We start from the raw sequence: 12508 nt of genomic DNA, 5'->3' as shown, positions 1-12508 counted from the left end.
GCACCGGACCGCCGGCAGTCACCTTGTTCCCCGTCCACACTTCACACAGTCGAGCTTTAGCTCACAGCAGTCGAGCAGGTAGGCGCCGGCATTACGGCAGAGCCGCGTCCGGCGCCGTGTGTTCAGCGCTCCAGGATGGTTTCCACTTCGATTTCCAGCTCGATCTCCTTGGAGACCAACAGGCCGCCGTTGGCCAGCGGCATGTTCCAGGTCAGGTTCCAGTCTTCGCGGTTGACCCGGCCGTGGGCCGAGAAGATGGCGCGGTCGTTGTCCCACGGATCGCGGGCGTAACCGACGTAGCTGAACTGAAGGGTGACCGGCCGGGTGATGTCTTTGATGGTCAGGGCGCCGGTCATCGAGCCGTTCTCACCGTCGAAGGTGACCGAGTCCGAGACGAAGGAGGCCTTGGGGAACTTCTCTATGTCGAAGAAGTCCTCGGACTTCAGATGGTTGTCCCGCGTGTCATCACCGCTGTTGATCGACGTCATGTCGATCGTCACGCTCACCTTGCTCTCCTGCGGGTTCTCGGCGACGACCACACTGCCCTCGACGCGGGTGAACCGTCCCCGGACCTTGGTCAACATGAAGTGCCGGCCAAGAAAACCTACGAGGGCGTGGCCGGGATCGATGTTCCATGTGCCGGCAATCGGCACCTCGTGCCCATCAACCGTGCGGGTGACCGCACTGGCAGTTGTCATGGAATCTCCTCTGCGGCATGGTTGCTCCTATAGGAGCGAATAGCCCGGTCACATTAACAGATGCGTGCGAACGCACGCTACCGGTTTGACGTTGAAAACGTAGGTGGCTGTGATGAGAAAAGCAGATGCGTGCGTACGCACGCATCTGGTTATATGCTGTGACCATGACCCCCCGCGACGTCGACGGACTGCAGGCGTGGCGAGCCATGTTGCTCGCCTACAACGCAGCGATGCGAGCCATCGACGCGGACCTCGAAGCCTCCGGCAGCATCCCGCTCACCTGGTACGACGTCCTGCTCGAGCTGAACGCGGCGCCAGAGGGCAGACTGCGCATGCAGGAGTTGTCCGACCGGGTGGTCCTGAGCCGGACGCGGGTCTCCCGGCTGGTTGACGAGATGGTCATCGACAACCTCGTGGCGAAGGTCCGCGACGACGACGATCGCCGGGTGGTGTGGGCCAAGATCACCGATGTCGGCCGCAAGAGCTTTCGAGAGACCGCGCCGCGCTACCTGCGCGGCATAGAAGAGCATTTCTCCTCCCATCTGACTGACGCCGAACGGCGGGTGCTGACAGCGGCCCTCGGCAAGGTAGCGGCCTCGCCCGCGCCGTCAGGTTCATTCCCATTGCCGGTTCTCGCGGGCGGCAGATTGAAAGGCCACAGTCAATGAGCGCAAGTTTGGACATGTCCACCGTCGCCCGCGACGATCCTCGATTGCCGGTCGCCGCCAACACCATCGCGGTGTACACCGACCTCAACTGCTCGTTCGCGCACGTCGCGGTGTACCGGCTGCACCAGACCCGCAGCCGGCTCGGCCTTGAGGAGCTCATCCACTTCGACCACCGGGCGTTCCCTCTGGAGCTGTTCAACAAGTCGGTCAACGAGCGGCCGGGCGTCGACTCCGAGATCGCCGTGGTCGGCGCCCTCGAACCCGAAGCAGGCTGGCGGTTGTGGCAGGGGCCGGACTGGCGCTACCCGGTGAGCACGTTGCCCGCGCTCGAGGCGGTCCAGGCTGCCAAGGCGCAGGGCTGGCATGCCAGCGAGGCGCTCGACCTGGCGTTGCGCCGAGCGTTCTGGCAGCAGAGCCGCTGCATCACCATGCGGCACGAGATCCTTGACATCGCCGAGTCCACCTCGGCGTTGGACGTCTCCGAGCTGGCCAAGCACTTGGACAGCGGCTCGGCACGGGCGGCTGTCTTCGCCCAATTCGAGAGCGCTCGCGATGACAAGGTGATCTGCAGCCCGCACATCTTCCTCAGCGACGGCGTCAACGCCGCCAACCCAGGCGTCGAGGCGCACTGGATCAATGGCGGCTTCGGCGAGGGCTACCCGGTGATCGACTCTGACGCTCCGGCGATCTATGAAGAGTTGCTGCTGCACGCCGCGGAGCTGGCCCGATGACCACGGCCATCGACACGGCCGAGGGCTTACGCCAGGTCGAGCAGCTTGCCGCAGCGGAGCGGTACCTCGCCGTGCTGGTCACCCATCGCGGCGATCGCGATCCCAGCGTCTGCATTGTGAACGTGGGCATCATGCCCCACCCTGTCACCGGTGAATCGGTGCTCGCCTTCGTATCGCGCGGCAGCACTGCCAAGCTTGCCAATCTTCGTCGATCCCCCCGGGCTCAACTGGTGTTCCGGTCAGGGTGGGAGTGGATCGGCGTCACCGGAGCCGTCGAGCTGGTCGGTCCCGACGACCAGCTCGACGGCTTTCCGGCCAGTGAGCACGCCCAACTGTTCCGCGACATCTATCACGCCGCGGGGGGCAAGCATTCCGACCTTGAGGAGTATGACCAGGTGATGGTCGCCGAGCGTCGCACCGCGGTGCTGCTGCGGCCCATCCGCTTCTCCTCCAACCCATCCGGCACCGACCACGAGGAACCTAAATGACGCACTCCGTTGCGCAGCGGCCCGTCCCCGCCCCGAACACCGTCCAGATCTGGTCCGACCTGCTCTGCCCGTTTGCCTACGTGGCCATCCACCGGCTGATGGCGGCTCGCGAGAAGGCAGGACTGACCGAGCAGGTTCAGATCGATCACCACTGCTTCCCGCTGGAGCTGTTCAACGGCCCGCACCCGCGGCCGGGCACCGACAGCGAGGCGGTCGGGCTGGGGCAGATCGAGCCGGACGCCCAGTTCCGGCTGTGGACCGGGCCGGAATGGGCTTACCCGTCCACCGTGCTGCTGGCCGCCGAGGCCGTGCTGGCGGCGAAGGAGCAGAGCCTCAACCTCTCCGCCGAGCTCGACCTGGCCCTGCGCCGCGGGTTCTGGAGCTCCTCGCGCTCGATCGCCCACCGGCAGGTCATCCTCGACATCGCGGCTGAGGTTCCCGGTCTGGACGTGGCGGCTCTGACCGAGGCGCTGGACACCGGCCGGCACCGGATCGACGTGATGAACGACTTCGCGGTCAGCAGCGGCGACGAGGTCAAGGGCAGCCCGCACCTGTTTCTGGCGGACGGCTGGGAGGCCAACAACCCGGGCATCTCGGTGCACTGGCAGGGACCGTGGGCCGAGGGCTTCCCGGTGGTAGACAGCCACGACAGCGACTGGATCGACGAGATCTTCAAGCGGCTCGGCACCCAGGCAGGCGCCTGAGCCATCCGGTTCGGCCAGCGCTATGGCGGCGCTGGCCGAACCCGGCCGCCCTACCCGGGGTCAGCTCGTGGACTGGGCGAGCAGTGCGCGCAGCGGCTTTCCATGTGCGGCCCGCGGAATGCCGGTCGGCGGCAGGCGCTTGATCTGCGCCAGCTCCAGACCGGCGACCTCGTGAAGGAACCCGCTCACCGCGCGAGCCGCCTCGCCGTCGAGGTCGCTGGCCGAGACGTACAGCACTACCTTGCCGAGGTCCTCCCGGACGGGGCAGGCGACGAGCTGGTCCGGATGCTGCCACGGCAGCCCTCGCAGTGACTCTTCGAGTTCGCTGGCGTGGTACGGACGCGCCTGCGCTTGAAATATGTCGGCCTTGCTGCCGAGAACGGTCAAGCCGTCGGCGTCGATGAAGCCCACGTCACCGGTCCTGAGCCAGTGCACGCCACCGCACGACGGGCTGGAGACCTCGATGTCACCGAACTCGTTACCCGCGTGCGGGATGACACGAACAGCGCTGCCCGGCTCAGGGTGGCCCACCGGCATCACCGGCTTGCTCGACGGGGCCGCCCCTGGAGCAGACACGATCCCCGAACCGGCCTCGGTCAGGCCGTAACCAGCGACGATGACCCCAGGGCTGAGCGCGGCCTGACGCTCGATGATCGCCACGTCTGATGAGGCGATCCGGTCTCCGCCGACCATCAGGGTGCGCAGCGTCGCGGGGTTGGCCAGCCTCGCGCAACCGGCCGGCGTCGCCGGGCTGCTCAGGCGAGTGGCCAGCGAGCGCAGCACCGGCGGCGAGATCCAGGACAAGCTGGCGCGGGTGTGGCGCAACCGCTCGAACAGCAGCCCGGGATCGCTCAGAATGGCCTGCGGCAGCTCGTGGATTTGCTCGGCGCCGAGGTAGACATCGCGGACATGGAACATGAGCAGGCCGCTGACATGCCGCAGCGGCATGCAGTTGTAGGTCCGCTCGCTGTCGTCCCAGCCGTTGTGTTCGCAGGTCGCGACGGTCCGGCTGAGCACCTGATGGTGGGTCAGCGTGATCGGCCGTCGCCGGCCGCCGCCGCCGGCGGTGAAGCACACCACCGCGGCGCCCTCGGCACCGTCGAACGGCTCGTGCGGAGCCTCTGGGCGGCCTCGCTCCGGCTGCACGACGCTCAGGTCCGCTCCCGTGACCACGAGGCTGTGATACCCGGGCGCCACCTGCGCTCCGGCGGGCAGCACCACGGGCACCGCATCGGCGAGCTGGCATCCCCAGAATGCGTCGATCAGGGCCCAGTTGGGCATGTCGGGCAGCATCACCCGGTCACCGGATCGTTGGCCGGCGGCCCGCAGTTCGCGCGCGATCCGGCTGCTGACCGTCAGCTGCTCGGCATAGCTGCGACGCCGGGAGCCGCCGGCCTCGTCGATGGAGCTGATCCCGTTGCACGGACGGCGCCGAGCGGCGCCGAGGAGCAGGTCGGCCAGATGGAGGTGCTCCAAGACCGGAGCGGGTCCGCCGTCGAGCACCTCCATCTCAGGCATCTGCGGTCAGCTCCGCGCGGACTTGCGAGCCAGCGAGAGCACCGCTCCGATAAGCGCGGCGACGGACACCGCGGTCACCACCCACAGACCGGCGTGGTAACCGTCGAGGATTCCTTCTCGCCCGCTGCCGGTCTTGGCGCTGATCGTCGCGGTGGTGATGGCCAGCACCAATGCCGCGCCGATCTGGTAACCGGTCTGCAGAACTCCGGCGGCCAGGCCCTGCTCGTCGTCGGCCACGCCGCTCGTCGCCTGAACATAGGCGCCGGTGAAGGAGAACGGGAACGCGATGCCGATGAGCAGCATGCTGGGCAGGATGTAGACCGCGTACGACGAGTCCAGGCCGATCCTGAGAAAGACCAGGTAGGCCAGGGTGTAGGCGATGAACCCGATCACGATCATCCACTTGACCCCGACGATGCCGATGAACTTGCCCGCCCGGGGCGCCAGGAATCCGATCAGCAGGCCACAGGGCAGGAAGCCCATAGCCATCTCCAGTGGGCTCCAGTCCCGAAGCTGCTGCAGGTAGAGCGCTCCGATGAACTGAAAGCTCATGTACGTGCCGAGGATGGCTGCCGCGAACAGCGCGGCGCCGACCAGGCCGCCGTTGCGCAGGAAGGACAACCGGATCAGCGGCACGGGCACGGATCGCTCGACGAGGACGAACGCGCCGATGCACAGCGCCGACGCCACGAACAGCGAGAGGATCAGCCCCGAGGTCCAGCCGCGAGTCGGCGCCTCCACCACCGCGTACACCAACATCAGCATGGCGCCGGTGATCAGAACCGCGCCGGTGACGTCGATCTGCGGCCTGCTCGCGTTCTTGCCGACCGCGGGCACGAAGACCAGGGCGCCGATGAGGATGGCCAGAGCGGCGACCACCGGCAGGAAGAACGTCCAGCGCCAGCCGATCTCGGTGAGCAGGCCGCCCGCGATCAGGCCGAGGGAGAACCCGGTGGCGCCGCACGCGGTGTAGATGCCGACCGCTCGGTTGCGCTGCGGCCCTTCGGGGAAGGTCGTTATCACGATCGCCAAACCGGCGGGGGCGGTGAAGGCCGCGGCCACGCCCATCACGAATCGTGCGGCGATGACCGACACGCCGTTCTGCGCGAGGCCGCCGGCCAGCGAGGCGGCGGCGAAGACGGCTACGCCGATCAGCAGCAGCCGGCGCCGGCCCACGATGTCAGCCAGGCGGCCGCCGAGCAGCAGGAAGCCACCGAAGCCGAGGACGTAGGCGCTGACGACCCATTGGACCGCCGAGGTCGACATGCCGAACTCATCCCGGATGGGCGGCACGGCGATACCGACCATGGCGTTGTCCAACGCGTCGAGGAACATCGCGCCGCACAACACGATGAGCATGGCCCAGGTGCGACCGGACCAGACGGCCAGTGGGGGTGGCTCAGCGGCGATCGCGTCTGCCTGATCGTTGACTTGTCTGGACATCTTTCCTCTATTCGGGCTGGTGTTCGTCTTCTTGACTGGGGGTGTGTGGGGTACGTGCCCTGACACAGGGCGTCGGGTGGGTCAGATATTGCTGACGGCGCTGTCGATGACGGCGCGGATGCTCGCCGAGTTCGACGCCGCGGAGCCCAGCACCCGGAGGCCGATCATGGTGCACTGCAGCATGTCGGCCAGCGCGTCCAGATCCCGGTCGAGGTCGATCTCGCCGGCCTGCACACCGTCAGCCAGCACGCCTCGCAGCGCCGCTCTGGTGCGCGACATGCTCTCCCAGACGATCTTGCTCGCCTCGGAGTCGGAGAACCCCCGTTCGGTAGCGGTGCTCACGATCAGGCATCCGCAGTGGTCGGGGTCGTCCTGATCCGCGGCCGCCGCCGCGTCGAAAGCGCGCCGGATCCGTTCCTGCGCCGGCCCTGCCTTGGAAAGCTGTTCGGAAAACTCCTCGAACTCCCTATCGGCGTAGGTGGTCAAGCACGTCAGGAACAAGTCGTGCTTGCTGCCGAAGGCGCTGTACAGGTCGCTCTTGGCCACGCCTACCGCGTGGGCCAGCAACACCGGCGTCGCGTCTGAGTACCCGTAGGCACGAAAGATCCGCGTCGCCGCCCGGACGGCGCCATCCCGATCGAGAGTCGTGGTGAATTCCATCGTCAGGTCCTTCGATCCGTCGGCTGGCGCCCTCAGGTGCCAGGAACCAGCCCCACGCTGAACAGATTCGAGGGGGTTCCTCCCAGCAGCACGGCGCCGGCAGACTGCAGCACCTCGTCCTGGGCGATGATGTGCTGACGCATGACCGTCACGTCAGCCAGCCAGCCGGCCAGCGGCGAGGACGTCCGCACCGCTTGAGTGGCGACCAGGTCGGTGAGGTCGTTGAGGATCTGCCGTGCCACCCGGAAGGAGTGAACCCTGGCGAGCACCGGCGCCACCCGCTGTTCGGGCGTCGGCTCCACGCCTCTGACGAGCAGGTCCCACTGCTCCTCCAGCCCGTGATAGACCGCCCTGCGAGCGATATCGAGCTGCTGCTCGGCGTAGGCGACCGCCATCTGCACCCGGTAGCTGTCACGCCAGCTGGTTCCGGTCGCGCGATCCACGCGATTCTCAGCCAGGGACTTGACATGGTCGAGGGCCGCGCGGGCGACGCCGAGGGGCACTCCCGGCATGTTGCGAAGGATCGCGTCGGAAGTGGCCATCGGTCCGGGGTTGCGCGGGTTCCCGAAGCTGAAGCTCCGCTCTTCGGGCACGAACAGCGAGTCCATCCGGTAGTCGTGGCTGCCTGAGCCGGCCAGGCCGGAGACGTTCCAGGTGTCGAGCAGCGTCACGTCCGAGCGCGGGACGACCATGATGCGCCAGGTGAACGGCATGCCGTGAGGGCCGGGCACCAGCTCGCCGTTCTCGTACACCTGGCATCCGGCGACCACCCACTTGGCGTGGGTGATACCGCTGCCGAACGGCCACTGCCCGGTGACCTGATAGCCGCCGGGGACCCGGTCCGCCCGACCCACCGGAAGGATCAGGCCGGCGGTGACGGTGTCGAGGTCGGCGAACAGCTCCTGGGCCACCGATTCACTCAAGAACTCGGCGTAGAGCGGGGTGTCCATTCCGATCATGGCGCACCAGCCGGCCGACGCGTCGCCCTGCGAGAGGATCTCGATCACCTCGGTCTGCTGGGCGGAGTTCAGTCCCGGGCCACCCGCCGCGGTCGTGACGCCCATGCGAAAGACACCGGTCGATCGCAGGATGTCGACCACCTCGCTCGGCAGCTGCCGCGCCGCGGTGATGCGCTCGGTCCAGGCACGCAGCTCAGGAACGACGGCCCGAGCCCGCTCCAGGACCTCCTCGGGAGTCGTGGGAGGGTTCGTCGAGTTGCTTGTCGCAGGGTCGGTGAGCATGGTCACGATGTGTGTTTCCCCTTCACGAATAACGGCCCGGCGCGATCACGCCAGTCGGATCGATTGCCTTGCGGACCTTCTCAACCAGTTCTCGGACGTTCGGGTGCACCAGTTTCGTGAAGTCCTCCGCCTGGTCTATGCCGAGGCGGTACGGCTGGTACCCCCGTTGTGCCAGGTCGGCGACGAGCTGGCCGAGCACCTCGTGCGCCACCTGGCGGGATTCGGGCGTCCGCTCGAAGCGCACCGTCACGACGCAGTCGATCACGTCGTCGTCGATGGCATTGAACGTCACGCCGCATTGCGCCCGATCTGCCTCGGAAATCAGATCGGACACGGCTCGGATGTCTCTTCCCCGAAACGGGATCAGGGGAAGGAACATCAGGAAGCCGACGCTGGTGTCGATGTCTGGGACGGGCACGCCCATCTTCGCCGTGAACAGCCGGTCCGAGGAATCGAGCTCACCGAGGTAGCTGGCCTGCACTTCGGCGTCGACGTCACGCTGTTGCGGGGTGCGCGCCGCGTTGGCCGCCAGGTCGACATCGTCGAAGAACCCGCATTCGCGGGCCCGGCGCACCAGCACGTCGCTGACGGCGTCGACGTAGGCCGCCACGCCGTCCACCACCACGTGGACCAGATAGCTTTCGGACTTCGCGCCGTAGGGGACAGCGGCTGCCGGGTTGTAGACCTTCACCACGCCGCTGGCCATGCCTTGGGTCACCCAGCGACGGACCTCTTCCATCGCCGGCTCAAGCAGATCCGCCGGCACTCCGAACTGGATCAGCCGAGAGGCCTCTGGACGGGGCAACAGCTTGATGACCGCAGCGGTGACCACGCCCAGGTTCGATTGCGTGAATGCCGGCAGCAGATCCGGTCCGAGCCCGTGCCGGTACACCGCGGCACGGCCGTTCTCGGGCCACCACCCCAGCCGGACGAGGTCGCCGCTGGGCAGCGCCACCTCCAGGCCGAGCACGTCCTCGGTGCGCTGGTGCCGCAGGCCCACCCCTCGGTCGAGCATGTTGCCGATGAAGCTGGTGTGCGCCGAGGACACCGTCACGTTGATCATTCGATCGCTGCCGGCGAGCGCGGTGGACAGCTCCATCTGGCTGACGCCGGGCTCGATGACGGCGAATCCGCGCTCGGTGTCCAACTCGCGGATCTGCCGCAGGTCGGACAGGTCCAGCGCTGTCACCGGGCCGACGGCCGGCAGCCGCGAGCCCATGCCCCAGCTGCGGCCAGTGCTGAACGCGTGCACCGGCAGGGCGGAGGCCTCGGTGCTGGCGTGGCTCAGGATGGCCGCTACCTGCTCGGGGTGCTGCGGCCGAACCAGCACCGGCACCGATCTGGGCGCGGACATGCTCGCCGTCTGGGCGATGAGCTCCTGCGCTTGAGCTCCGGCCGTCACCCGCTCCGGGCCGACGACGGAGCTGAGCAGCGCCTCCCAGGCGCCCTTGGTCTCCTGCTCGGTGTCGAGCGAAGTCATGGCTTGCCCTTCTGTGTCGGTAGCTGATGCCGCGCCGTCCGCCGGGGACCGCGACAGGTCACGCGACACGGAACTGCCCGTCCAGGTAGATCAGCGGCGGCCTGCCGACGGCCAGCTGCGCGCTCAGGACCTCGCCGATGACGACGGTGTGATCACCTGCGTCGACGCATCGGAACAGCTCGCACTCCAGCCAGCTCCGCCCCGGCATGACCAGCGCTCCGGTTCGGGGAGCCGGTGTCAACCCCAGGCCGGCCAGTGCCGATGCCCGGGCCGGCCGGTCCTGAGCGAACTGCACCGCGATGTCGTCGCCGCACACGTCGAGGATCGAGATGCCCCAGCTCAGCGAGCTTCGCAGGTCCTGGAGAAAGGGTGAGTCCCTGGGAAGGCAGATCGACACCAGCGGCGGGGACATGGAGACCTCGGTCAACGAGTTGACCGTCTGCGCGTCATGCTCGAGGCCTTCGGGCGTCTCACGGTAGGTGGTAGCCAGGCAGACGCCGGTGACGATGGAGCGCATGACGTCCCTCACGTCGGCGACGCCCGAGGTCGGCGGCAGGGCTGCTGGTTTCTGCACGGTGACAGATTCGCATTCGCAGAGCGCGTCGAATTGCCTATCCGCGCACGCGCTGTGGCCCGTCCACGCACCTTCGGCGCTGATTGTGAAAATGTTTTCGCCAGTAGTCATGCAGCCCCGCCGCCAGTAGTCATGGGGCCCCGCCCGTAGTAGTCATGCGCAAATACGTCAGAGCCAAGGCGCGCTCTGCACATCACAATTCGGACGGATTCGTAAACTTACGCAGGAACAATCGCCGATGCCCTGGACACCGAGGATGGAGATGATCGAGTGACGGGAATCTCAATCTCGGTGGTGGGTGCCGGAGCATCCGCGGTGTCGTTCCTGGCCGCGCTCGACAAAAGAGACGACCTAGACCCGGGCGAGCTGTTCATCTACGACCCGTCCAGGTATCTCTGGCGAGGGCGGGCCTACCAGCCAGACGATGACTGCGTCCGGGTCAATTCGGTGCCCACCGACATGTCGGTGGTCGCTGATGACCCCCACCATCTGATGAACTGGCTCCAAGCTCGAGAAATCATGCTCGAGAAGTCGGTCCTCACCGACGAGCTGTCCGGCAGCGTCTTCATTCCCAGAGCCGTGTACGGCGACTACCTCGAGCAGTCGGCGCGGCAGGCGCTCATGTCACTGGGCCGCCGTGGCTGGCGGGTGACATTCGTCCGCGAGCTGGTGTCTGAGATCCGGCAACTGCCCGACGGCCGGCTCGCGGTCCAGTCCGCCGACCAGACCCAGGTTGTGGACTACGCGATCCTGGCGACGGGCGCCGGCACGCCCACCGACGTCTACGGTCTGGCCGGTGCCGAGAACTTCATCGCCGACCCCTATCCGGTGGCGCACAAGCTGTTCGAGCTCGATGACGACAGCTCGGTCGCGGTGATCGGCACCGGCCTGACGGCGGTCGATGTGGCCCTGGGCCTACGAGCCAAAGGACACCGGGGGCCCATTCGCCTGCTGTCACGCTCGGGCTCCCTCCCCGGGGTGCGTCAGCGCGCGGTCACCCTCGAGATGCGCCACTTCACCACCGAGGCCCTCACTGAGCTCCGGCAATCCTCCATGGGCCAGCTGCACATCGCCGACGTCATCGACCTGATGTCGAAGGAGCTGGCGCACTGGGGCGAGGATCCGACCGAGTTGCTCAAAGAGATAACAGGTGTGCGCGACGAGTCCGGGATCAGCCGGCTACGCCGGCATCTGAGTCTGGTGGACGACACCTCTGTGGCGCTTCGCCTGATCCAGCAAGCCGTGCCTGAGGTGGGCCCTGACATCTGGCCGTACCTGAGCAGCGACGAGCAGGAGCTCATGCTCAGCAGCCATTACCGCATCATCATGAGCCTGTGCTGCCCGATGCCCCCGACCAGCGCCAGTCTTCTGCTGGAGTTGGCCGACAACGGACAGCTGAGCGTCGAGCCCGGTCTGCAGGACATCCGGCCAGGCGCCGGCGGCTCGCACTTCGACGTGACCGTCGACGGCCGGGTCGAGAGCACCGACGTCGTGGTCAGCGCGGTGAACGCGCGAGTTCGGGGGTACTCCCTCGGCGCTGCCGACCTGACGGACTCGCTGGTCCAGCACGGGCTGGCGCTACGCCATCGCCACGGCGGGCTGGTCACTGACCGGGCTGACAGCAGGGCCCGGCGCCCGGATGGGTCGCCGTCCCGGCTCTACACGCTGGGCGATCCGGCCTCGGGTTCGTTGTTCTTCACTTTCGGCGTGCAGTCGTTGGTCGACCGCGCGGTGGACATCGCGCGCGACCTGGCGATCCGCAGCCGGACCGCTCCGCCAGAACGCCTCGGCCCGCAGGCGTCGGCGGCCACCATTCAAGGAGCACCGGCATGACTATGACCAAGTCTGAGGAGCAGGCGTTTCTGGCCGACACGCACACGGGTCTTCCGCTGCCCTCCGCTCCGGTTTTCGCCACTCATCAGCAGGAGCGCGAGCACCGCAAGCTGCGCCTGGCCGCGGCCTTGCGGATCTTCGGCCGGCTCGGCTTCGGAGAGGGGATCGCCGGGCACATCTCCGTGCGCGACCCCGAGCACCGCGACCGCTTCTGGGTGAACCCGTTCGGGGTCTCGTTCAAGCTGGTGACCGTGCAGGACCTGATCTGCGTCGACAGCGCCGGGGTGGTCGTGGAAGGAAAGCACAAGGTCAACCCGAGCGCTTTCGTCATCCACTCCGCCATCCACGAGATGCACCCCCACGCCGAGGCCGCCGCCCACGCCCACACCTTGCACTCGCGCGCCCTGGGCTCGCTGGAGCGGCTGCTGCTGCCCCTGGACCAGGAGTCAGCGGCCTTCTACCAGGACCAA

13 protein-coding genes are annotated in these 12508 nt (G+C 67.4%); 6 read left to right on the top strand and 7 right to left on the bottom strand.

Annotation, left to right across the window (positions count from 1 at the left end; all coding sequences use genetic code 11):
* Positions 1-122 precede the first annotated feature (122 nt).
* A complete protein-coding gene (locus VGB75_07505) occupies positions 123-698 on the bottom strand; it encodes a YceI family protein (protein HEY0166870.1) in 576 nt (191 codons plus the stop codon).
* Positions 699-862: 164 nt separating this feature from the next.
* On the opposite strand from VGB75_07505, the gene VGB75_07500 reads away from it, so the two are divergent.
* Genes VGB75_07500 through VGB75_07485 form a run of 4 tightly spaced genes read left to right on the top strand, consistent with a single transcriptional unit; the run spans position 863 to position 3289 of the window.
* Entirely contained in the window at positions 863-1366 is a 504-nt protein-coding gene (locus VGB75_07500) for a MarR family transcriptional regulator (protein ID HEY0166869.1), read from the top strand.
* Positions 1363-2097 (top strand): DsbA family protein, encoded by a 735-nt coding sequence (locus tag VGB75_07495; protein HEY0166868.1) that lies wholly within the window; start codon positions 1363-1365, stop codon positions 2095-2097. Before VGB75_07500 ends, VGB75_07495 begins: the two co-directional genes overlap by 4 nt.
* Positions 2094-2585, top strand: coding sequence for a pyridoxamine 5'-phosphate oxidase family protein (locus VGB75_07490; GenBank protein HEY0166867.1), 492 nt, complete (start codon positions 2094-2096; stop codon positions 2583-2585). Before VGB75_07495 ends, VGB75_07490 begins: the two co-directional genes overlap by 4 nt.
* Positions 2582-3289 (top strand): DsbA family protein, encoded by a 708-nt coding sequence (locus VGB75_07485; protein HEY0166866.1) that lies wholly within the window; start codon positions 2582-2584, stop codon positions 3287-3289. Before VGB75_07490 ends, VGB75_07485 begins: the two co-directional genes overlap by 4 nt.
* A gap of 60 nt (positions 3290-3349) precedes the next feature.
* Here VGB75_07485 and VGB75_07480 read toward each other — a convergent pair whose 3' ends face one another.
* The 6 genes from VGB75_07480 to VGB75_07455 form a co-directional block, all read right to left on the bottom strand.
* Positions 3350-4807, bottom strand: coding sequence for an AMP-binding protein (locus VGB75_07480; GenBank protein HEY0166865.1), 1458 nt, complete (start codon positions 4805-4807; stop codon positions 3350-3352).
* Positions 4808-4813: 6 nt separating this feature from the next.
* Complete coding sequence (locus VGB75_07475; GenBank protein HEY0166864.1) at positions 4814-6250, bottom strand: MFS transporter; 1437 nt, start codon at positions 6248-6250, stop codon at positions 4814-4816.
* 81 nt (positions 6251-6331) lie between these two features.
* Positions 6332-6910, bottom strand: a complete 579-nt coding sequence (locus tag VGB75_07470; GenBank protein HEY0166863.1) for a TetR/AcrR family transcriptional regulator — start codon at positions 6908-6910, stop codon at positions 6332-6334.
* A 32-nt stretch (positions 6911-6942) separates the two neighbouring features.
* The gene (locus tag VGB75_07465; GenBank protein HEY0166862.1) at positions 6943-8151 is read right to left on the bottom strand and encodes an acyl-CoA dehydrogenase family protein; all 1209 of its coding nucleotides are present in this window, start codon (positions 8149-8151) and stop codon (positions 6943-6945) included.
* A gap of 22 nt (positions 8152-8173) precedes the next feature.
* On the bottom strand, positions 8174-9631 hold the full coding sequence (locus VGB75_07460) for an FAD-binding oxidoreductase (protein ID HEY0166861.1): 1458 nt from the start codon (positions 9629-9631) through the stop codon (positions 8174-8176).
* Between the two features lie 58 nt (positions 9632-9689).
* Positions 9690-10205, bottom strand: a complete 516-nt coding sequence (locus VGB75_07455) for a flavin reductase family protein (protein ID HEY0166860.1) — start codon at positions 10203-10205, stop codon at positions 9690-9692.
* Between the two features lie 270 nt (positions 10206-10475).
* On the opposite strand from VGB75_07455, the gene VGB75_07450 reads away from it, so the two are divergent.
* Both VGB75_07450 and VGB75_07445 read left to right on the top strand, forming a co-directional pair.
* A complete protein-coding gene (locus VGB75_07450; GenBank protein HEY0166859.1) occupies positions 10476-12038 on the top strand; it encodes an FAD/NAD(P)-binding protein in 1563 nt (520 codons plus the stop codon).
* Positions 12035-12508, top strand: a 474-nt coding sequence (locus VGB75_07445; GenBank protein HEY0166858.1) for a class II aldolase/adducin family protein, incomplete at its 3' end; no start/stop codon positions are given. The genes VGB75_07450 and VGB75_07445, both read left to right, overlap by 4 nt.

It is taken from the genome of Jatrophihabitans sp. (genome assembly GCA_036399055.1).
GTDB lineage: Bacteria > Actinomycetota > Actinomycetes > Mycobacteriales > Jatrophihabitantaceae > Jatrophihabitans_A.
This window is presented reverse-complemented; position numbering and strand designations above follow the sequence as displayed.

Excerpts from the sequence above, each read along its gene's own strand:
- VGB75_07505 (HEY0166870.1), bottom strand. The coding sequence starts at position 698 with ATGACAACTGCCAGTGCGGTCACCCGCACGGTTGATGGGCACGAGGTG.
- VGB75_07500 (HEY0166869.1), top strand. The coding sequence starts at position 863 with ATGACCCCCCGCGACGTCGACGGACTGCAGGCGTGGCGAGCCATGTTG.
- VGB75_07495 (HEY0166868.1), top strand. The coding sequence starts at position 1,363 with ATGAGCGCAAGTTTGGACATGTCCACCGTCGCCCGCGACGATCCTCGA.
- VGB75_07490 (HEY0166867.1), top strand. The coding sequence starts at position 2,094 with ATGACCACGGCCATCGACACGGCCGAGGGCTTACGCCAGGTCGAGCAG.
- VGB75_07485 (HEY0166866.1), top strand. The coding sequence starts at position 2,582 with ATGACGCACTCCGTTGCGCAGCGGCCCGTCCCCGCCCCGAACACCGTC.
- VGB75_07480 (HEY0166865.1), bottom strand. The coding sequence starts at position 4,807 with ATGCCTGAGATGGAGGTGCTCGACGGCGGACCCGCTCCGGTCTTGGAG.
- VGB75_07475 (HEY0166864.1), bottom strand. The coding sequence starts at position 6,250 with ATGTCCAGACAAGTCAACGATCAGGCAGACGCGATCGCCGCTGAGCCA.
- VGB75_07470 (HEY0166863.1), bottom strand. The coding sequence starts at position 6,910 with ATGGAATTCACCACGACTCTCGATCGGGATGGCGCCGTCCGGGCGGCG.
- VGB75_07465 (HEY0166862.1), bottom strand. The coding sequence starts at position 8,151 with ATGCTCACCGACCCTGCGACAAGCAACTCGACGAACCCTCCCACGACT.
- VGB75_07460 (HEY0166861.1), bottom strand. The coding sequence starts at position 9,631 with ATGACTTCGCTCGACACCGAGCAGGAGACCAAGGGCGCCTGGGAGGCG.